The sequence below is a fragment of the Ensifer sp. Root278 genome, from assembly GCF_001429285.1.
GTDB lineage: Bacteria > Pseudomonadota > Alphaproteobacteria > Rhizobiales > Rhizobiaceae > Ensifer.
Genome location: NZ_LMJJ01000041.1, coordinates 35,325 through 55,862, shown reverse-complemented (window position 1 = coordinate 55,862; position 20,538 = coordinate 35,325). Strand labels below are relative to the sequence as shown.

The following is a 20,538-nucleotide window of genomic DNA, read 5'->3' as shown; positions in this document are numbered from 1 at the left end:
AAGCCGCCAACAAATTTCTGCAATGCGCTGGCCTATTCGCCGCGGCCCCTGAACCGTCGCTGATAGGCGGGATCGTAGAGCGAACTCTCGCGGAAATCGGAGGCTTCGAGCCCCGGGCCGACGAAGATCAGCGCCGTGCGCTCGATCGGCTCTTCCGCGACCTTGGCGGCGATGTCCCCGAGCGTTCCACGCACCACCCGCTCGTCCGGCCAGGAGGCTTTAACGACGATAGCAACAGGGCAATCGGCGCCATAAAGCGGCGTCAGTTCCTCGACCACCTGCTGGAGCGCGTGGATGGCGAGATGGATCGCCAGCGTCGCGCCGGTGGCGCCGAAGGCGGAAAGCGTTTCGCTGTTCGGCATCGGCGAGGCACGGCCGGAGACGCGGGTCAGCACCAAGCTTTGAGCCACCGCCGGAATGGTCAATTCGCGCCCGAGCGCTGCGGCCGCCGCCGCAAAAGACGGCACGCCCGGCGTCATCGTGTAGGCGATGCCGTGCTTCTCCAGTCTCCGGATCTGCTCGGCCACCGCACTCCAAACCGAGAGGTCGCCAGAATGGAGCCGCGCCACGTCGAGGCCTTCGGCAGCTGCCTTCACATATTCCGCCTCGATTTCGTCCAGCGACATCGGCGCGGTATCGACGATACGCGCACCCGGCGGGCAATACTGCAGCAGCTCCGGCGAAACGATCGAGCCGGCATAGAGGCAGACCGGGCAACGCCCGATCAGGTCGCGACCGCGCACCGTGATCAGGTCCGCAGCACCCGGACCGGCGCCGATGAAATGTACCGTCATATCTAGCTCTCTTTTTGTTTCACGCGGTTCCGGACGCCAATCCGCTTCACACTTTTGCTGGAACCGCTCTCTTGTTCTTACGCAATCCCGGACGCAAAACCGCTTCGCAGTTTTGCTGGTACTGCTCTAGCTCTTCATCCAGGACCACTGGGTCACCGGCATGGCCGGCCGCCAGCCGGTCATTGCGCCGACCGGGCCGGCCCTGGCGATATCGATGCGGATCAGCGAGCCGCCGAACCGCGCGTGGTGATCGAGCAGCACCGCTTCCATGTCCGTTGTCACCGCGTTGGCGACCAGACGTCCACCAGGCCCGAGCGCCGCGATCGCCGCCTCCATCACGCCGGCTTCGCTGCCGCCGCCGCCGATGAAGATCGCATCGGGCTGCGGCAGGCCGGCAAGGGCGGCCGGCGCATCACCTTCGACCACCGTCAGCCCGGGCACACCGAACATCGTCGCATTGCGGCCGATGCGGGCCGCACGCTCCGGCGACACTTCGATAGAGATCGCGCGCATGGTCGGGTCGGCGAGCATCCATTCGATACCGATCGAGCCGGAGCCGCCGCCGATATCCCAGAGCAGTTCGCCCTTGCGCGGCGCCAGTGCTGACAGCGTCAAAGCCCTGACCTCGCGCTTGGTGATCTGCCCGTCATGCTCGAACAGCGCGTCGTCGCGGCCGGCCGCAAGCGGCAGGATGCGTGCGCCCTCGTCGGCCGTCACCTCTATGGCGCAGACATTCAAGGGGTGCACGAGGCCGAGCATGAAACGCGAAGCGATTTGCGTCGTGACCCGTTCGCCGGCGCCACCAAGCGCCTCCAGAACCGTCAGCCGCGACTGACCGAATCCGCTTGAAACCAGCAGCTCGGCAAGGTCCCGCGGACCTGCTCCATCCGACGTCAGCGTCAGCACGCGAGCCCCCGGATGCAAATGCGGCCGCACCAGATCGAGCGGGCGTCCGTGCACCGAGACGAGCGTCGCATCCTGCAAGGCCCAGCCCAGCCGCGAGGCGGCAAGGCTGATCGACGACGGTGCGGGGAGCGTGCGGATTTCGGCAGACGCAATACGGCGCGCCAGCGTCACCCCGACGCCGAAGAAGAATGGGTCGCCCGAGGCAAGCACCACCACGGGGCTGCCACGGCGACCGACGATTTCCACCACCGAGCGCTCGAGCGGGCTCTGCCAATGATGAGCCTCGCCTGTGATAAGGGGAGCGGCGAGCTCCAGGTGGCGATGACCGCCATAGACGACGGGTGCCTCGGCGATCAACCGCTTGGCCTCGTCGCCGAGACCCGCTACACCATCTTCACCGATACCGATGACGGTCAGCCAGGGGGAGACGATGGCGGGTTCGCTGTTCGACACGTCAGCCATGGAAAAACCTCGCGTTCTGATATTGGGCGGCACCACCGAGGCGCGCGAACTGGCGCGCCGGTTGGCCGAAGACGCCCGCTACGACACCGCAATCTCGCTTGCCGGTCGTACCGCCGACCCGCGGCCGCAGCCGGTCAAGACCCGCATCGGCGGTTTCGGCGGCGCTGATGGGCTGGCGCACTTCCTGCGCGACGAAAACATCGCCCTGCTGGTCGACGCCACGCATCCCTTTGCCGCGCGCATATCGCACAACGCCGCGGAAGCGGCGCAACGAACCGGAATTCCGCTGCTTGCCCTGCGCCGACCGGAATGGCTGCCCCTGCCCGGCGATCGCTGGACCACCGTCGACAGCGTTGTCGAAGCGGTGAGCGCGCTTGGCGATCGCCGCCGGCGCGTCTTCCTCGCCATCGGCAGGCAGGAGGCTTTCCACTTCGAGGCAGCCCCGCAGCACAGCTACGTTATCCGCAGCGTCGATCCGGTCACTCCACCGCTTAACCTGCCCGACCAGGAGGCAATCCTGGCGACCGGCCCCTTCAAGGAAGCCGACGAGGCTGTGCTGCTCGAGAGCCGGAAGATCGACGTGATCGTCGCCAAGAACAGCGGCGGCAGCGCCACCTATGGCAAGATCGCCGCGGCGCGCCGGCTCGGCATCGAGGTGATCATGGTCGAGCGGCGCAAACCGACGGACGTGCCCGCCGTTAGCAGTTGCGGCGAGGCACTCGACCGCATCGCTCACTGGCTCGCCCCCGCATAGAAGCGCGGCGTGTAGACGAGATCGGGCTGCCCATCCCGCTCGACGATGCGGGTTTCCGGAGAGCCGATGATGACGCAGGTCGCCATGTCGGCGCGATTGGCATCGGCTTCGCTAAGCGGCATCACCGCGATCCGCTCGTCCGGCCGTCCGGCCGCGCGGCCGAAGATGACCGGCACCGTTGCCGGCAGCACACCGCGCAGGATCTCGAAGGCTTCGCCGAGTTGCCACGGGCGTGCCTTGCTGATCGGATTGTAGAGCGCAATGACGAGGCCTGCTTCGGCCGCCAGCCGCAAGCGCCGGGTGATGACTTCCCAGGGCTTCAGGTTGTCGGAGAGAGACATCGCGCAGAAATCATGACCGAGCGGCGCGCCGATACGGGCGGCGACGGCGAGCATCGCGGTCACGCCGGGCGTAATCACCAGTTCGACCGATTTCCATTCCGCCGGCCCCTTGTCGATCGCCTCGCAGACTGCAGCCGCCATCGCAAAGACACCGGGATCGCCGCCGGAGACCATGCAGACCTTCACGCCGGCAGCAGCCCGCGTCAGCGCCACCTGTGCCCGGTCGAGCTCCTCGCGATTGTCGGAGGCGACGCGCAGCTGGTCGGGACGCAGGTTCAGCCGATCGAGATAGGGAAAATAGCCGTAAAACTCTTCCGCCGCCGCAACAGCTTCCGCCGTCTCCGGCGTCATCTGCTTCGGGCTGCCCGGGCCGGTGCCGACCACATAGAGCGTACCGGTCATGGCCTGTCCTTCCAGCCGGGCACGAGCACCAGCGAGAAATAGGGCGCCTCGTCATCGGCCTTGTCGGCCAGCGCCGTCATCGCCGCGTTCTTCATCGTGCCGCGCTCGACATAGACGGCCTGGTCGAGACGACCCGAGGCGGCAAGCGCCCGGCGGATCTTCGGCAGGTTGCGGCCGACCTTCATGATGACGGCGGCTTCCGTGTCCCCAAGTCGCCGGCCAAGCTCGGCCTCGGCCATGGTGCCCGGAAGCACGGAGAGAACATCATCGCCCTGCACCAACGGCAGGCCGGCAAGCGACCAGCAGCCGGACATCGCGGTAATGCCGGGGATTACCTCGACCGGGAAACGGTTGGCCAACCGTACATGCAGATGCATGTAGGAGCCATAGAACAGCGGATCGCCTTCGCTGAGGACCGCGACCGTGCGCCCGGCAAGAAGATGCGTCGCCACGGCTTCGGCGGATGCATTGTAGAAATCGGTGATCTGGCTCTTGTAGGCGCCGTCGTCCTTGTCGATTTCGGTCGTCACCGGATAGTAGAGCGGCAGCTCCAGGAGATCGGGCTTCAGCAGACCTTCGACCACGGCGCGGCCGTTGCCGCTGCGCCCGGCCTTGGCGAAATAGGCAAGCACATCGGCCTCGCCCAGTGCCTTCACCGCCTTGACCGTCAAGAGCTCCGGATCGCCGGGGCCGGTTCCAACGCCGATCAGGCGCCCCACGCCGGCGCCGCTCACAGGCCCGGCCTCGCGAGCGAATTCAGCGCCGCAGCGGTCATGGCGCTGCCGCCGAGGCGACCGCGCACGATGGCGAAGGGAACGCCGTAGGAATTCTCGGCGAGCGCATCCTTCGATTCCGCCGCGCCGACGAAACCGACGGGCATGCCGAGGATTGCCGCCGGCTTCGGCGCTCCGTCCCGCAGCATTTCGAGCAGGAAAAACAGGGCCGTCGGCGCGTTGCCGATCGCCACGACCGAACCGGCCAGACGCTCGCTCCAGAGTTTGAGCGCCGCGGCAGAGCGGGTGTTACCGATCTCGGCGGCAATCTCAGGCGTGCGCGGATCGCGCAGCGTGCAGATCACCTCGTTGCCGGCCGGCAGCCGTGCGCGGGTAACACCGTGAGCGACCATCTCGGCATCGCAGAGGATCGGTGCGCCGGCCTTGAGCGCCGCGCGGGCCGAGGTCACGAAATCGGGAGAGAAGACGAACTGCTTGGTCGCTTCGACCGAGCCGCAGGCATGCACCATGCGCACCGCCAGATCCGCTTCCTCCTCAGAGAAACCGGAAAGGTCGGCCTCGGCGCGGATGATGGCGAAGGAACGCTCGTAGATGGCGTTGCCATCGCGGATGTAATCATACTCAGGCATGTCTATTCCTGTTCGAACGCTGCCGAGACGCGCGCAGCTCCGAGCCGTGTAAGACAGGACTGCGCCGATTCGCCAGCGTCTTTGTTTTGCCGCACCAGCCGGCCGAGCCGGGCGAGCGCGGATTTCACTCCATTCTCATCGGTGTAGGCGCTTGGCAAGCCGTTCGCAGCCCCATTTACGACAAGCCCGTATCCTGATGGCGCACCGGCCAGCGTCAGCTCCGACCGCCTCGGTCGGGCACAGCCCTTGGCGCAGCCGGACAGATGGACGGTAAGCGAGCCGTCGAGCAGCTCGGGCGCCATCTCGACAAGGCTTTGTGCCATGCCCTTGGTCTCCATCCAGGCGGAGGCACAGCCCTTGCTGCCGGCGCAGGTGGCGATCGCGTTGCGCGGGTCGTCTTCGACGATGCGAAAACCATGCGCCGCTGCCAGGCTCTGGGCGACAGCCGCGGTCTCGTGGCTGAGGCCAAGCACGAAGAAGGCGTGCCCCGGCGCAAGCCGGATCGCAGTGGCGCCAAGCTCCTGGACCTGATGGAGGAAGGCCGCCAGCGCGGAGGCTTCCACCTGGGCAAAGGCAAGGCCGAGACCAAGAACGACCCCGGCGTCACCGAGGTCATGACTGCCGGGAATCGAGGCCGAACTCAGAACTGCCGGACATTCGGACAATGCCTCGCACCGACAAAGGGCGCGGATTTCTGCCGGGTCCAGATCGCGCCCGCGCGCCGTCGTGCCGAGGCTCGCCAGTTTTTCGAGAATGGTGATCAAGGCCGGCACGACCGCGTTGCCGGCAAACGTCCCGATGATCGATCCCTTCGCTGCCGTCCCGCCCAGCGACAGCAGCCATCCAGAGCCGTCGGGCGTCGAAAGCGCCTGAAGGCGAATATCGGCAACCACAGCACCAAGACCAAAGCGTCCGCCACCGTCGATGACGACCGACAATTTGGGCGCAAGCCTCAGCATCGGCCGGCGCGCCTGCAGGGCTTCCCGAAGCCCTGCCGCGATCGATCGGGGATCGGCGATCTCTGTCGGATCGATACCGGCCAATGGCGGCACCTCAATCGCAAGGCCCTCGGCGATCATGATCTCGGCATCCCCGATCGCCTGCGCCAGCGCCGGCACCGTCGCCTCGCTCAGGCCGCGCAACTGCAGGTTTCCGCGCGCGGTGATCTCGATGATGCCGTTGCCGAAGGTCTCGGCGGCGGCCGCAAGCGCGATGACCTTGGGAATGGTCAGGCTGCCGTCATCGGGCCTGAGCCGCACGAGCAGCCCGTCGCCGGTCTGCATCGGTGCGGCGAGCGACGGACAGGCGCCGCGCCGCATCGAGGCGCTGGCACCGGGTTCTGCAGTCGATGGAAGGGCACAGGTGCTCATCAAATCCGTCATCGCTCGAGGTTCTCCTCCCTGAAGAAGCCCCTTAAGACGCTATAACACAGCCGCAAACCTTGAGTGAGATCAATCACGGCGCGGTCTGTCCGGCGTCCTCACTCCTCGAAGTCGACACCTTTGCGAAGCAGGTAGATGTCCATGATCCAGCCCATCCTCTCGCGCGCCGCCGCTCGGGTTTCGAGGATCCGGTCCTTCACCTCGGCAACGCGGCCGGAAATGACGATCTCATCCGGCGTACCGAGATAGGCGCCCCAGTAGATCTCGGCATCCGGATCGTCGATCCGCTGAAACGCCTGCTCGCCGTCGAGCATCACGACGGAAGTCTGGCTCTTTTCCGGAAAGCTCTCGTGCAACCGGCGCCCGGTGGTGATCTCCACCGGCTTGCCGACGAGGTTCAGCGGAATGCGGTGGCTGGCGCAGAGCGCCTGCAGGCTGGTGATCCCCGGAACGACGTCATAGTCGAAGGCAACCTGCCCGCGCGCCTTGACCCGCTCGACGATGCGGATGGTGCTGTCATAGAGCATCGGATCGCCCCAGACGAGAAACGCGCCGGTTCCATCCTCGCCCAATTCCTTCGCCAGCAACCCCTCGTAGATCGCGGCAATCTGGGCGTGCCAGTCGTCGACGCTGCCGTCGTAGCTGACGCCCTCGGTGCGGCGCACCGGCACAGCGAATTCGACCGTGCGGCTGTCGCCGCGCGTCACGTAGCGGGCGCAGATGTCGCGGCGCACTTCGGCCAGCTCGGTCTTCTTCGCCCCCTTGGTCGGGATGAACAGCACGTCGGCGCGGTTCAGCGCATTGATCGCCTGTACCGTCATATGCTCCGGATTGCCCGAACCGATGCCGATGATCAGAATTTTGCGCATGTCCTCGCCTCCGCCTGCCTTCTCTCGGCGTGTTTGGCGGATCGCCGTCTCCGGCGCAAGACCTCACCGCGACAGCGGAAACGTCAACGCCGACCTCAGTTCATTTCGGCGACAGCCGGATCTTCGGGAAGCCGCCAGTCGATCGGATCAAAACCCTTGGATTCCAGGAAGGCATTGGCCTGGGAGAAATGCCGGCAGCCGAGAAAACCGGAATGGGCCGACAAGGGCGAAGGATGCGGCGCGCGCAGCACCAGATGGCGCGACCGGTCGACGAAGGCCGCCTTCTTCTGCGCGTAGGAACCCCAGAGCATGAAGACGACGGGATGATCCGCCTCGTTGACCGCGCGGATGATTGCGTCCGTGAACTTCTCCCAACCGCGCCCCTGGTGTGACGCCGCATTGCCGCGCTCCACCGTCAGCACGCTGTTTAAGAGCAGCACACCTTGCTTCGCCCAGCTTTCGAGGAAGCCGTGTCGCGCCGGCGGAATGCCGAGATCTGTATTCAGTTCCTTATAGATGTTGACGAGCGAGGGCGGTGTTCGGATACCGGGGCGCACGCTGAAGCAGAGCCCGTGCGCCTGGCCGTCGCCGTGATAGGGGTCCTGGCCGAGGATGACGACGCGCACTTTGTCGAGCGGCGTCAGGTCGAGCGCGCGGAAGTATTCAGGTCCCCGCGGAAAAATCTGTCTGCCTTCGTTCCTTTGGGCGAGCAGGAACTGCTTGAGCTCGGCCATATAGGCGCTGGAAAATTCCGGCGCCAGCGCTGCCTTCCAGCTCTCTTCGAGCTTCACCGCCGTTTCCATCGCACCTCCGGTCCATCAATTGCCTTTGAGGCCAGCAATTTAGGCCGCCCGACCGCCATCGCAAGCCCCATCGCGGATGTTGCACGGCTTTTGCCTGGAGCGGATGGGCGCGCCGGACGCCGCGCTAGCCGTCTACAAGAGCATTGTATTTCAATGGATACAACGCTAATCAGGAAGCGATATCGTTGTATCCTAAGAGATATCACGCTTCGTTGGAGGAAATCGATGATCAAGAGAAGAGACTGGCTGAAGGGCCTGGTGTTGACACTCTGCCTCGCCTGGGCCGGTACCACCGTCATGCCGGCATCGGCGCAGGCCGAAGAGAAGGTAACGGTCTTTGCGGCCGCTAGCCTCAAGAACGCGCTCGATGCGATCAATGCCGAGTGGCGGAAGGAAAGCGGCAAGGAAACGACCGTTTCCTACGCGGCAAGCTCGGCACTCGCCAAGCAGATCGAACAGGCCGCACCAGCCGATGTCTTCATCTCCGCCGATCTTGCCTGGATGGACTATCTCACGGACAAGAAGTTGATCAAGGACGACACCCGCTCCAACCTGCTCGGCAACCGCATCGTACTCGTTTCCGGCAAGGCCGACGCAGCAGCCGTCGATATGAAGCAGGGCTTCGACCTGGCAGCCATGCTCGGCGACGGTCGCCTCGCCATGGGTGCCGTCGATTCCGTTCCGGCCGGCAAATACGGCAAGGCGGCGCTCGAAAAGCTCGGCGCCTGGAAGGCCGTAGAGCCCAAGGTCGCCGGCGCCGAAAGCGTGCGCGCGGCACTCCTCCTCGTCTCGCGCGGCGAAGCACCCTATGGCATCGTCTACCAGACCGACGCGGCCGCCGACCCGGGCGTGAAGGTCGTCGGTACCTTCCCGGAAGACAGCCATCCGCCGATCATCTATCCGATTGCGATTACCGCCGAGAGCAAGAGCCCGGATGCCGCCGCCTATGTCGACTTCGTCAAGTCGGCGAAGGCAGCCGCCCTCTTCGAAAAGCAGGGCTTCACCGTCCTTAAGTAATCGGCCTGAAAAGACGGTGGATCTCGGCTGTCCAGAGGCAGGCGAAGCATCTATCGTCACGCGTCGCCCGCGCCCAAACGCGGGCGACGCAATCATTCGTCAGAGGCAGGGGCGGATGCAGGCGGACAGCCACATCTCACCAGCCTCGTATCGGGGAGCGACATCTGTTGGACTGGCTTGCAGTGAGCGATGCGGAATGGACGGCGATCCTCTTGAGCCTGCGCGTCGCAACCGTCGCGATGATCTGCAGCCTGCCCTTCGCGCTCGCCATCGCCATGCTGCTCGCGCGCGGCCGCTTCTGGGGCAAGACGCTGCTGAATGGTCTCGTTCACCTGCCGCTGATCCTGCCGCCGGTCGTTACCGGCTTCCTGCTGCTCCTGCTCTTCGGGCGCCGCGGACCGCTCGGCGCCTTCTTTGCCGACTACTTCGGTTTGGTCTTCTCCTTCCGCTGGACGGGCGCGGCGCTCGCCAGCGCGGTCATGGCCTTTCCGCTGATGGTGCGCAGCATCCGCCTGTCGATCGAAGCAATCGACCGCAAGCTCGAGGACGCAGCGACCACGCTCGGCGCCAGCCCGCCCTGGGTCTTTGCCACCGTCACCCTGCCGCTGATCATCCCCGGCATCATCGCCGGCATGATCATCGCCTTTGCCAAGGCGATGGGCGAGTTCGGCGCGACGATCACCTTCGTCTCCAACATTCCCGGCGAGACACAGACGCTGTCGTCTGCGATCTACACCTTCACCCAGGTGCCGGGTGGCGACGCCGGTGCCATGCGACTGACGATCATTTCGGTCGTCATTTCCATGGCCGCGCTCATCTTCTCCGAACTGCTGGCGACATTCGCCGCCCGTCGGGTGGCGGCCCAATGAGCCTCACCATCGAAGCCCGCCACCAGTTCGGCAGTTTCTCGCTCGATGCCGCCTTCACCTCGGACGGCGGCGTTACCGCGCTGTTCGGTCGCTCCGGCTCCGGCAAGACCTCGCTGATCAATATCATCGCCGGGTTGTTGAAGCCGCAAAGCGGTCGCGTTGTGCTCGATGGCGACGTCATCGCCGACAGCGAGCGCCGGATTTTTACCCCGGTGCATCGCCGCCGCTTCGGCTATGTCTTCCAGGAAGCACGCCTCTTTCCGCATTTGAGCGTGCGCCGCAATCTCGCCTATGGCCGCTGGTTCGCCGGCAAGAGCGGCTCCGGTGGCGACTTTGCGCGCATTGTCGAGATGCTCGGGATCGGCCATCTGCTGGAACGCAACCCTTCAGCCCTGTCCGGTGGCGAACGGCAGCGCGTCGCGATCGGCCGTGCGTTGCTCGCCGCACCGCGCCTGCTCCTGATGGATGAGCCGCTCGCCGCACTCGACGAGGCCCGCAAGGCCGAGATTCTGCCCTATCTCGAACGGCTGCGTGACGATGCCGGCATCCCGATCGTCTATGTCAGCCATTCCGTCGGCGAAGTCGCCCGGCTGGCGCGCCGCGTCGTCGTCCTCGAAAACGGCCGGGTCACCGCATCGGGCGCGGCCGCCGAGGTCTTGAGCGCGCCGGCCGCCATGCTCGCCACCGGCAGGCGCGAGGCCGGCGTCCTGCTGGAAGGCGAGGTCGAGGGAACCGATCCGTCCCACGAACTGACGACGGTCCGGGTCGGACGGGAACGGCTGCGCATTGCGGGTGTCAGCGCGGCACCCGGCAGCAGGCTTCGCGTGCACGTCGCCGCGCGCGACGTCATGTTGGCGACATCAAGACCTGTGGAGATCAGCGCGCTCAACGTGCTGGAAGGGCGCATCCTTGCGATCGCGACGGAGGAAGACGGCAGCGTCGATGTCAGGGTGACTTGCGGCGATGCGACGATTGCCGCCCGCATCACTCGGTTTTCACGCGACGCGCTTGCGCTTGTTCCTGGCAAGACGGTCTACGCCATCATAAAATCGGTGGCGATCGATCACTGAGCTTTGCCCGGAACGACCTCGCCAGCGCCTGCTGGCGGATCGCTGCCGCGAACGGATTCGAGCCAGGCAAGATCCTCGGCGATCGCGGCTTGCGTTTTTTCCTCCATCTTGCGGTAGCGCCGGATCAACGTGTCGCCGAAAGGTGTCACCTGCGCCCCGCCACCCTGTTTGCCGCCGCGCTGCGACTCGACCGAAGGCTCGGAGAACATCCGGTTCAAAGCATCGACCAGCAGCCAGGCGCGCCGATAGGACATGTCCATCGCCCGGCCGGCCGCAGAGATCGACCCGGTCTCGCGGATCAACTCCAACAGCATGATCTTGCCGCGGCCGAGCCGGGCGGCGGGCGGAAAATCGATGCGCAGGACGGGGCGAAGATCGGGGCGGCTCTCACTCATGCGGGCGAGCATAGAAGCTCCCCGGGCAAACCGGAAGTCCGCCCGATGGCGAGGCGGACCAGCTTTCCCAAACAAAGTGAGCCGGCAAACCCTAGCTTTCGAGCAATGGCCAGATAGCAGGTCTTGATCTCGCGGCGGCGGCATGCACCGATGACCGTGACACGTCCTGCCCGAAAGTACCTCCCCATGCCCGGTCCCGCGCTTGATCCCATCGCCACCGATACCGCCCTGCCCGCCAAGGCCGACGTCGTCATCGTCGGTGGTGGTATCATCGGCGTCAGCACAGCCCTCTTCCTCGCCGAACGCGGCATCGATGTCGTGCTTTGCGAGAAAGGCATGCCCGGAGCGGAGCAGTCGAGCCGCAACTGGGGCTGGGTGCGGGTCATGGGCCGCGACGAGCGCGAGATCCCACTGGCGATCGAGGCGCTGAGGATCTGGGACACGCTCGACGCCCGCATTGGCGGCGAGACCGGCTTTCGCCGCAGCGGCATTCTCTACATCTCCGAGAATGAACGTGATGTCGCCAACCGCGATGCCTGGCTCGCAATGGCCCAACCCTATGGCGTCGACAGTCGGCAGCTTGGCGCTGATGCGACCGCGGCGGCAATGCCGGGCGCCGCCCTTCGCTATGAAGGTGCGCTCTTCACCCCAAGCGACGGCCGGGCAGAACCGCAAAAGGCCGTGCCCGCGATCGTCGCCGGCGCTCGCCGCGCCGGGGCACGCATCGTCACCGGCTGCGCCGTGCGCGGCGTCGAGAGGACGGCCGGGCGGATCTCCGCGGTTGTGACCGAGAAGGGTCGCATCGAAACTTCGACGGTCGTCGTCGCCGGCGGTGCCTGGTCGCGACTGTTGCTCAAGAGCCTTGGCATCCGCCTGCCGCAACTGAAAGTGCGCAACACGGTCTTGAGAACCGGCCCGGCTTCCGGGGGACCGGAAGGCGCCGGCGCAACCGCAACTTACGCCTACCGCAAGCGGTTCGACGGCGGCTACACGATTGCCGATGGCGCGGCCAATCTGCACGCGATCGTGCCCGACAGCTTCGCGTTCTTCCGCGATTTCCAGCCGGCGCGAAAGGCGGAAGGCGAGGCCGTGCAGGTCGGCCTCAGCGCCCAGAGCTGGAACGAGCTGTTCGAAATCGGCGCCGTCCCGCTCGATCGCCCGGGCGCCTTCGAGCGCCACCGCGTGCTCGATCCCAACCCGGATTCCCGCCGCGCACTTCATGCTCTCGACGCCGCCGCAAAAGCCTTCCCGTTTCTGCGTGAGACCAAGGTGCAGCAGATCTGGGCCGGCCTCATCGACGTGACGCCGGATGCCGTTCCGGTGATTTCAGCGGCAGAAGGCGTTCCGGGACTGATCATCGCGACCGGATTTTCGGGCCACGGTTTCGGCATCGGACCGGGCGCCGGGCACCTCGTTGCGGATCTCGTGACCGGAGATATACCGGTCGTCGACCCCACCCCATTCCGGCTCTCGCGCTTCCTCGACGGGACGCCGATTACGATCGCCCCGCCGGTTTGATCGCCGTACGGCGAAACGCCCGCGAAAGAAAATTACAAGCAGCGACCGGCAAGGCCATGCGCAACACAACGCGTGAGCGCACTCCCGGCAGGATTCTATCTTTCTTCGTCTGCCCCTGCCCCGCAACACGGAAAGACCTTCATAAGCCCCGGAACTCGTGGCAGTCTGTGAGTATTCCCGTCGGGAGAGCGGGGCTTAGGAGGAGTGTACGCAGACCTCAGGCAGAGGAGCCGTGTGAGGTCGGAACGTACGTCTTCGCATATGTCAGTCCGATCGTTTTCCCGATTTAGAGCATTTCCAGCAAAACTGCGTAGCGGTTTTGCGTCCGGAAATGCGTGAAAACAGAGATGAAGAGCGGTTCAATTGGAACCGATCTTTGATTTGGTGCGCTGCGCACTCCGGAGGAGGCCGGAAACTGCATGAGCGATCTCGATCGACTTAGCCTGCATGTCCCCGAACCCGCCGTTCGGCCCGGTGGCCAGCCGGATTTCTCCAACGTCAAGATCCCGAAGGCCGGCTCCGTTCCGCGCCCGGAGGTGGACGTCGCGCCGGAAGAGATGCGCGATCTCGCCTATTCGATCATTCGCGTCTTGAACCGTGACGGCGAAGCGGTCGGCCCCTGGGCCGGTCTGCTGTCCGACGACGAGCTTCTGGCTGGTCTCAAGCACATGATGACGCTGCGCGCCTTCGACGCGCGCATGGTGATGGCGCAGCGTCAGGGCAAGACCTCGTTCTACATGCAGCACCTGGGCGAAGAGGCCGTTAGCTGCGCCTTCCGCAAGGCGTTGGTGAAGGGTGACATGAACTTCCCGACCTATCGCCAGGCCGGTCTTCTGATCGCCGACGGCTATCCCATGGTCGAGATGATGAACCAGATCTTCTCGAACGAGAGCGATCCCTTGCGCGGCCGGCAGCTGCCGATCATGTATTCCTCCAAGGAGCATGGCTTCTTCACCATCTCCGGCAACCTCGCAACCCAATATGTGCAGGCTGTCGGCTGGGCGATGGCGTCGGCGATCAAGCGCGACACCAAGATCGCCGCGGCCTGGATCGGTGACGGCTCGACGGCGGAATCGGACTTCCACTCGGCGCTGGTCTTTGCCTCCACCTACAAGGCGCCTGTCATCCTCAACATCGTCAACAATCAGTGGGCGATCTCCACCTTCCAGGGCATCGCGCGCGGCGGCTCCGGCACCTTTGCCGCCCGCGGCCTCGGCTTCGGCATTCCGGCGCTGCGCGTCGACGGCAACGACTATCTCGCCGTCTACGCAGTCGCCAAATGGGCGGCCGAGCGCGCAAGGCGCAATCTCGGCCCGACGCTGATCGAATACGTCACCTATCGCGTCGGCGCGCATTCGACCTCCGACGACCCGAGCGCCTACCGACCGAAGACGGAATCGGAGGCCTGGCCGCTCGGCGATCCCGTCCTCCGGCTGAAAAAGCACCTGATCCTGCGCGGCGCCTGGTCCGAAGAGCGCCACACCCAGGCGGAAGCCGAAATCGTCGATGCGGTAATCCAGGCACAGAAACAGGCCGAAGGCCACGGCACCTTGCATGCCGGCGGCAAGCCGTCGGTGCGCGACATCTTCGAGGGTGTCTATGCCGAGATGCCGCCGCACATTCGCCGCCAGCGGCAGAAGGCAGGATACTGACATGGCCAGAATGACAATGATCGAAGCCGTGCGTAGCGCCATGGACGTCTCCATGGAGCGCGACGACAACGTCGTCGTCTTCGGCGAGGACGTCGGCTATTTCGGCGGCGTCTTCCGCTGCACGCAAGGGCTACAGGCGAAATACGGCAAGACCCGCTGTTTCGATGCACCGATCAGCGAAAGCGGCATCGTCGGCACGGCGATCGGCATGGCGGCCTATGGGCTGAAGCCCTGCGTCGAGATCCAGTTCGCCGACTACATGTACCCGGCCTACGACCAGATCACCCAGGAAGCGGCCCGCATCCGCTACCGCTCCAACGGCGATTTCACCTGCCCGATCGTGCTACGCATGCCGACCGGCGGCGGCATCTTCGGCGGCCAGACCCACAGCCAGAGCCCGGAAGCGCTGTTCACCCATGTCTGCGGCCTCAAGGTCGTGGTGCCCTCCAATCCCTATGACGCCAAGGGCCTGCTGATCGCTTCGATCGAAGATCCCGATCCGGTGATGTTCCTGGAGCCGAAGCGGCTCTACAACGGTCCCTTCGACGGCCATCACGACCGGCCGGTCATCCCGTGGTCGAAGCATGACCTCGGCGAGGTACCCGAAGGCCACTACACCATCCCGATCGGCAAGGCGGAGATCCGCCGTCAGGGCTCCGCCGTCACCGTCGTCGCCTATGGCACCATGGTGCACGTGGCGCTTGCAGCGGCCGAGGAAACCGGTATCGACGCCGAGGTGATCGACCTGCGCAGCCTGCTGCCACTCGATCTCGATACGATCGTGAAGTCGGTGGAAAAGACTGGTCGCTGCGTCGTCGTGCATGAGGCCACGCTCACGTCAGGCTTCGGCGGCGAAGTGGCCTCGCTCGTTCAGGAGCATTGCTTCTACCATCTCGAAGCGCCCGTCGTGCGCGTTGCGGGCTGGGACACGCCCTACCCGCACGCCCAGGAATGGGACTATTTCCCCGGCCCCGCGCGCGTCGGACGCGCGCTCGTCGAAGTGATGGAGGCCTGAGATGGGCGAATTCGTAATCAAGATGCCCGATGTCGGCGAAGGCGTGGCTGAGGCCGAACTCGTGGAATGGCACGTGAAGCCTGGCGATCCCGTTCGCGAGGACATGGTGCTCGCCGCCGTCATGACCGACAAGGCGACCGTCGAAATCCCCTCGCCCGTCACCGGCACCGTGCTCTGGCTCGGTGCCGAAGTGGGTGACACCGTCGCGGTGAAGGCGCCGCTGGTGCGCATCGAAATCGCCGGTGAGGGGGAAACAGCCGCACCGGCTGTTGACAACAAGCTGGCAGCAAAGGCGGAAGAACAGCCCGCCGTAAAGGTCGAGGCACCCGCCCCAGTCGCCAAGCCTACGCAACCCGTCAAAGTCGAGGCGAAGGCACCGATCGCGAATGGCCACGCGACCGGCGAGCGGCTGGAAAAAGCACTGGCCTCGCCGGCCGTGCGCCTGCGCGCCAAGGAAAGCGGCGTCGACCTGCGCCAGGTGGCCGGCACCGGTCCGGCCGGCCGCATCACTCATGATGATCTCGACCAGTTCATCGCCCGCGGCGCCCAGCCGGCGCCGGCGCCCGCCGGCCTGCAGCGCAAGACCGCGGTCGACGAGATCAAGGTGACCGGCCTTCGCCGCCGCATCGCCGAGAAGATGTCGCTTTCGACCTCGCGCATTCCCCACATCACCTATGTGGAAGAAGTGGATATGACAGCGCTCGAGGACCTGCGGACGACGATGAACCGCGACCGCAAGCCGGATCAACCGAAGCTGACGATCCTGCCCTATCTGATGCGCGCGCTGGTCCGCACCATTGCCGATCAGCCCGCCGTCAACGCGATCTTCGACGACGGTCCCGGCATCATCCACCGCCATCACGCCGTGCATATCGGCATCGCCACCCAGACACCCGCCGGCCTCACCGTCCCGGTCGTGCGCCATGCCGAAGCACGCGGCATCTGGGATTGCGCCACCGAACTCAACCGTCTGGCGGAAGCGGCCCGCACCGGCACGGCCACCCGCGACGAGTTGACCGGATCGACGATCACCATCTCGTCGCTCGGCGCGCTCGGCGGCATCGTCACCACCCCGGTCATCAACCATCCGGAAGTGGCGATCGTCGGCGTCAACAAGCTTGCGATCAGGCCGGTCTGGGACGGCACGCAGTTCGTGCCGCGCAAGATCATGAACCTGTCCTCGAGCTTCGACCACCGCGTCATCGACGGCTGGGATGCGGCCGTCTTCGTGCAGCGGCTGAAAACCCTGCTCGAAACCCCGGCGCTAATTTTCGTGGAGGCCTGAGGCGATCATGAAGGAAATATCCTGCAAGCTGCTCGTGATCGGCGCCGGCCCCGGCGGCTACATCGCAGCCATCCGCGCCGGCCAGCTCGGCATCGACACGGTCATCGTCGAAAAGGCCAAGGCCGGCGGCACCTGCCTCAATGTCGGCTGCATTCCCTCGAAGGCCCTGATCCACGCGGCCGAAGAGTTTCACAAGCTGCGCGCGGCCGCCTCCGGCCGCAACCCGCTCGGCCTCTCTCTGGCCAATCCGTCGATCGACCTCGCCCATACCGTCGCCTGGAAGGACGGCATCGTCGGCCGGCTGAACGGCGGCGTCACCGGGCTTCTGAAAAAGGCCGGCGTCAAGGCCGTGATCGGCGCCGCCCGCTTCGTCGATGGCAAGACCGTCGATGTCGAGACCGAAATCGGGCTGCAGCGCATCCGCGCCGAAGCGATCGTCATTGCCACCGGCTCGGCGCCGGTCGAACTGCCGGACCTGCCCTTCGGCGGGCCGATCATTTCCTCGACGGAAGCCTTGTCGCTGAAGAGCGTGCCGAAGAGCCTCGCCGTCATCGGCGGCGGCTATATCGGTCTGGAACTCGGCACCGCCTTCGCCAAGCTCGGCAGCCATGTCACCATCGTCGAGGCGCTGACGCGCATCCTGCCGCAGTACGACGCGGATCTGACGAAGCCGATCGGCAAGCGCCTAGGCGAGCTCGGCATCGAAGTCTTCACCCAGACGGTTGCCAAGAGCTACTCCGCCGAGACCGGCAGCCTGCATGCCGAGCACAACGGTCGCGCCATCGATGTCGCCGCCGAAAAGGTGCTCGTCACCGTCGGCCGCAAGCCGGTGACCGAAGGCTTCGGCCTGGAGGAGATCGACCTCGACCGCACCGGCCGCTTCATCCGCATCGACGACCAGTGCCGCACCTCCATGCGCGGCATCTACGCGATCGGCGACGTCACCGGCGAGCCGATGCTGGCGCATCGCGCCATGGCGCAAGGCGAGATGGTGGCGGAGATCGTCGCCGGGCATAAACGAAGCTGGGACAAGCGCTGCATCCCGGCGGTCTGCTTCACCGATCCCGAGATCGTCACATCAGGGCTCTCACCCGACGAGGCGCGCGCGAGCGGCATCGAGATCAAGATCGGCCAGTTCCCCTTCCAGGCGAACGGCCGGGCGATGACGACGCTTGCCGAAGACGGTTTCGTCCGCATCGTTGCCCGCGCCGACAACCACCTGGTGCTCGGCATCCAGGCCGTCGGCCACGGCGTCTCGGAACTCTCGGCAAGCTTCAGCCTGGCGATTGAGATGGGCGCGCGGCTCGAAGACATCGCCGGCACGATCCATGCCCACCCGACACAATCGGAGGCCTTTCAGGAGTCCGCGTTGAAGGCGCTCGGGCACGCGCTGCATATCTGACGGTGGCACCCACTAGCGCCAACCATTGCCGTATGGGAGAAAGACATGAGCAGAATTGACCCTATCGTCATCGTTTCGGCGGCCCGCACCCCAATGGGCGCCTTTCAGGGCAGCCTCAAGGATTTGACCGCGCCGGAAATCGGCGCCATCGCGCTGAAGGCAGCACTTGGTCGCGCCGGCCTTGAAGCTGTCGACGAGGTGCTGATGGGCAATGTGCTACCGGCCGGCATTGGCCAGAACCCGGCGCGCCAGGCCGCTCTTGGCGCAGGCCTCGGCAAGGAAACGCCGGCGACGACCATCTCCAAAGTCTGCGGCTCCGGCATGAAAGCGCTGATGCTCGGCCACGACGCGCTCTTTTCGGGCAGCGCGTCGGTGCTGGCCGTCGGCGGCATGGAGTCGATGACCAACGCTCCCTACTTGTTGCCAAAGGCGCGCGGCGGTTTCCGCCTGGGACATGGTGAGATCAAGGACCATATGTTCCTCGACGGCCTCGAAGACGCCTACTCCGGCCGGCTGATGGGCACCTATGCCGAGGATACGGCCGAACACTACCAGTTCTCGCGCACCGATCAGGACGCGTTTGCGCTTCGCTCGCTGGAGCGCGCCAACCGGGCGGCTGAGGATGGTTCCTTTGCCGAGGAAATAGTGGCGGTCAGCGGCGCCGGCAAACGCCAGACCGCCAACCTTGATCGCGACGAGCAGCCGACCAAATCGGATCCTGCAAAGATCCCGAAGCTGAAAGCCGCCTTCCGTGACGGCGGCAGCGTGACGGCGGCCAATTCGTCGTCGATCTCCGACGGTGCAGCGGCGCTGATTTTGATGCGTGCAAGCGAGGCGGAAAAGCGCGGACTGACGCCCCTTGCCATCGTCGCTGGCCATGCCGGCCATGCGCAGGAACCGGCCTGGTTTACCACCGCGCCGATCGGCGCGATCGACAAGCTGATGGCCAAGCTCGGCTGGGAGAAAGGCAGCGTCGGCCTCTACGAAATCAACGAGGCCTTCGCCGTGGTGGCGATGGCCGCGATCCGCGATCTCGGGCTTTCCGACGATATCGTCAACATTAACGGGGGCGCCTGCGCGCTCGGCCACCCGATCGGCGCCTCGGGCGCCCGCATCATCGTGACGCTCTTGCACGCCATGCGCGCGAAGGGCGTCAAGCGCGGCATTGCCTCGCTCTGCATCGGCGGCGGCGAGGCGACGGCGGTCGGACTGGAACTGTTGCACTAACAAATGAGCGCCACCGGTCGAAACGGGTGGCGCTTCTCATTTTCAGCGGACGATTTGTCCCCCGAGCCTCTCACCCGCTTGGCGGCGAGAGGGCCGGATTTCCCATACCTCAGCCCATGCGCTCGGAAGCGTAGGAACCCGGGCTCGGCGGGAAGACGACGACGCGGTTGCCGTTGATGAAGCAGCGGTTGTGGATATGGGCGTGTACCGCACGGGCCAACACCTGGCTCTCGACGTCGCGGCCGATCGAGACATAGTCTTCCGCGCTCTGGGCATGGGTGATGCGGGCGATATCCTGCTCGATGATCGGGCCCTCGTCGAGATCGGCGGTGACATAATGCGCCGTAGCACCAATCAGCTTCACGCCGCGCTCATAGGCCTGCTTGTACGGGTTGGCGCCCTTGAACGACGGCAGGAAGGAGTGGTGGATGTTGATGATGCGGCCCGACATCTTCTTGCAGAGCGCATCGGACAGGACCTGCATATAGCGGGCGAGCACGATCAGGTCGGCGCCGGTCTGTTCGACGAGCTCTAGGAGCTGGGCTTCCGCCTTCGGCTTGTTCTCCTTCGTCACCTTGATGTAGTGGAAGGGAATGTCGTGGTTGACCACCACCTTCTGATAGTCGAAGTGGTTGGAGACGACCCCGACGATATCGATCGGCAGCGCGCCGATCTTCCAGCGGTAGAGCAGGTCGTTGAGGCAATGGCCGAAACGCGACACCATCAGCAGCACCTTCATGCGCTCTTCGCTGTCGCGGATCTCCGCATTCATGTCGAAGCGCTTGACCACCGGCTCGAAGCCCGCTTTCAGCTCGTCGAGCGTGGCGCCCTCCTGGCTGATGAAGGTGAGGCGCATGAAGAACAGGCCGGTTTCGAGGTCATCGAACTGCGAACTGTCCGAAATGTAACAGCCCTTTTCGGCGAGATAGCCGGTGATGGCGGCAACGATGCCACGGGTGGTCTTGCAGCTGACGTTCAGCACATAGCTTTTCATCGGTAGATCTCTCGCTCC

The 20,538-nt window shown here is 65.2% G+C and carries 20 protein-coding genes; 10 read left to right on the top strand and 10 right to left on the bottom strand.

All coding sequences use genetic code 11. The features are described 5' to 3' along the window. Nucleotides 1-32: 32 nt before the first annotated feature. Complete coding sequence (gene cobM, locus ASE60_RS26185; protein ID WP_057254528.1) at nt 33-794, bottom strand: precorrin-4 C(11)-methyltransferase; 762 nt, start codon at nt 792-794, stop codon at nt 33-35. 126 nt (nt 795-920) lie between these two features. Further along, nucleotides 921-2,162: a bifunctional cobalt-precorrin-7 (C(5))-methyltransferase/cobalt-precorrin-6B (C(15))-methyltransferase gene (locus ASE60_RS26180; RefSeq protein ID WP_057254527.1), complete on the bottom strand. Its 1,242-nt coding sequence runs from the start codon at nt 2,160-2,162 to the stop codon at nt 921-923. On the opposite strand from ASE60_RS26180, the gene ASE60_RS26175 reads away from it, so the two are divergent. Further along, a complete protein-coding gene (locus ASE60_RS26175; protein WP_057254815.1) occupies nt 2,131-2,916 on the top strand; it encodes a cobalt-precorrin-6A reductase in 786 nt (261 codons plus the stop codon). The genes ASE60_RS26180 and ASE60_RS26175 overlap by 32 nt on opposite strands. Here ASE60_RS26175 and ASE60_RS26170 read toward each other — a convergent pair. The 6 genes from ASE60_RS26170 to ung all read right to left on the bottom strand — a co-directional run bounded on the left by ASE60_RS26170 (nt 2,895) and on the right by ung (nt 8,076). Then, on the bottom strand, nt 2,895-3,659 hold the full coding sequence (locus ASE60_RS26170) for a precorrin-3B C(17)-methyltransferase (RefSeq protein ID WP_057254526.1): 765 nt from the start codon (nt 3,657-3,659) through the stop codon (nt 2,895-2,897). The genes ASE60_RS26175 and ASE60_RS26170 overlap by 22 nt on opposite strands. Then, on the bottom strand, nt 3,656-4,393 hold the full coding sequence (locus ASE60_RS26165) for a precorrin-2 C(20)-methyltransferase (protein WP_057254525.1): 738 nt from the start codon (nt 4,391-4,393) through the stop codon (nt 3,656-3,658). Before ASE60_RS26165 ends, ASE60_RS26170 begins: the two co-directional genes overlap by 4 nt. Beyond that, nucleotides 4,390-5,022, bottom strand: a complete 633-nt coding sequence (locus tag ASE60_RS26160; RefSeq protein WP_057254524.1) for a precorrin-8X methylmutase — start codon at nt 5,020-5,022, stop codon at nt 4,390-4,392. The genes ASE60_RS26165 and ASE60_RS26160 overlap by 4 nt, the downstream gene beginning before the upstream one ends. Before the next feature lie 2 nt (nt 5,023-5,024). Next, entirely contained in the window at nt 5,025-6,341 is a 1,317-nt protein-coding gene (cobG, locus tag ASE60_RS26155; protein WP_156414734.1) for a precorrin-3B synthase, read from the bottom strand. A gap of 161 nt (nt 6,342-6,502) precedes the next feature. Further along, the gene (gene cobF / locus ASE60_RS26150) at nt 6,503-7,273 is read right to left on the bottom strand and encodes a precorrin-6A synthase (deacetylating) (RefSeq protein WP_057254523.1); all 771 of its coding nucleotides are present in this window, start codon (nt 7,271-7,273) and stop codon (nt 6,503-6,505) included. Nucleotides 7,274-7,368: 95 nt separating this feature from the next. After that, the gene (gene ung, locus ASE60_RS26145; protein ID WP_057254522.1) at nt 7,369-8,076 is read right to left on the bottom strand and encodes a uracil-DNA glycosylase; all 708 of its coding nucleotides are present in this window, start codon (nt 8,074-8,076) and stop codon (nt 7,369-7,371) included. Between the two features lie 225 nt (nt 8,077-8,301). Between ung and modA the strand changes: the two genes are divergently transcribed. The 3 genes from modA (at nt 8,302) to modC (ending at nt 11,032) form a co-directional block, all read left to right on the top strand. Next, nucleotides 8,302-9,093, top strand: coding sequence for a molybdate ABC transporter substrate-binding protein (modA, locus tag ASE60_RS26140; protein WP_057254521.1), 792 nt, complete (start codon nt 8,302-8,304; stop codon nt 9,091-9,093). A 167-nt stretch (nt 9,094-9,260) separates the two neighbouring features. Next, entirely contained in the window at nt 9,261-9,962 is a 702-nt protein-coding gene (gene modB / locus ASE60_RS26135; RefSeq protein WP_057254520.1) for a molybdate ABC transporter permease subunit, read from the top strand. Beyond that, nucleotides 9,959-11,032, top strand: coding sequence for a molybdenum ABC transporter ATP-binding protein (gene modC / locus ASE60_RS26130; protein ID WP_057254519.1), 1,074 nt, complete (start codon nt 9,959-9,961; stop codon nt 11,030-11,032). Before modB ends, modC begins: the two co-directional genes overlap by 4 nt. On the opposite strand, the gene ASE60_RS26125 is transcribed toward modC, so the two are convergent. Further along, entirely contained in the window at nt 11,026-11,427 is a 402-nt protein-coding gene (locus ASE60_RS26125; protein ID WP_057254813.1) for a winged helix-turn-helix domain-containing protein, read from the bottom strand. The two genes, modC and ASE60_RS26125, sit on opposite strands and share 7 nt — an antisense overlap. Nucleotides 11,428-11,613: 186 nt before the next feature. Here ASE60_RS26125 and ASE60_RS26120 point away from each other — a divergent pair, with 186 nt between their 5' ends. From ASE60_RS26120 to ASE60_RS26095, 6 genes are all read left to right on the top strand, one after another. Beyond that, nucleotides 11,614-12,945 carry an FAD-binding oxidoreductase gene (locus ASE60_RS26120; protein ID WP_057254518.1) on the top strand — a complete coding sequence of 444 codons (1,332 nt, stop codon included), beginning with the start codon at nt 11,614-11,616 and terminating at the stop codon, nt 12,943-12,945. A 419-nt stretch (nt 12,946-13,364) separates the two neighbouring features. Beyond that, nucleotides 13,365-14,597: a 3-methyl-2-oxobutanoate dehydrogenase (2-methylpropanoyl-transferring) subunit alpha gene (locus ASE60_RS26115; protein ID WP_057254517.1), complete on the top strand. Its 1,233-nt coding sequence runs from the start codon at nt 13,365-13,367 to the stop codon at nt 14,595-14,597. 1 nt (nt 14,598) lies between these two features. Next, nucleotides 14,599-15,612: an alpha-ketoacid dehydrogenase subunit beta gene (locus ASE60_RS26110; RefSeq protein ID WP_057254516.1), complete on the top strand. Its 1,014-nt coding sequence runs from the start codon at nt 14,599-14,601 to the stop codon at nt 15,610-15,612. Nucleotide 15,613: 1 nt separating this feature from the next. Then, nucleotides 15,614-16,897: a dihydrolipoamide acetyltransferase family protein gene (locus tag ASE60_RS26105; protein WP_057254515.1), complete on the top strand. Its 1,284-nt coding sequence runs from the start codon at nt 15,614-15,616 to the stop codon at nt 16,895-16,897. Nucleotides 16,898-16,904: 7 nt separating this feature from the next. Continuing rightward, nucleotides 16,905-18,299 carry a dihydrolipoyl dehydrogenase gene (gene lpdA, locus ASE60_RS26100; protein WP_057254514.1) on the top strand — a complete coding sequence of 465 codons (1,395 nt, stop codon included), beginning with the start codon at nt 16,905-16,907 and terminating at the stop codon, nt 18,297-18,299. 45 nt (nt 18,300-18,344) lie between these two features. Next, on the top strand, nt 18,345-19,526 hold the full coding sequence (locus ASE60_RS26095) for an acetyl-CoA C-acyltransferase (protein WP_057254513.1): 1,182 nt from the start codon (nt 18,345-18,347) through the stop codon (nt 19,524-19,526). A 109-nt stretch (nt 19,527-19,635) separates the two neighbouring features. Here ASE60_RS26095 and purU read toward each other — a convergent pair whose 3' ends face one another. Further along, a complete protein-coding gene (gene purU / locus ASE60_RS26090) occupies nt 19,636-20,520 on the bottom strand; it encodes a formyltetrahydrofolate deformylase (RefSeq protein WP_057254512.1) in 885 nt (294 codons plus the stop codon). Nucleotides 20,521-20,538: the final 18 nt, after the last annotated feature.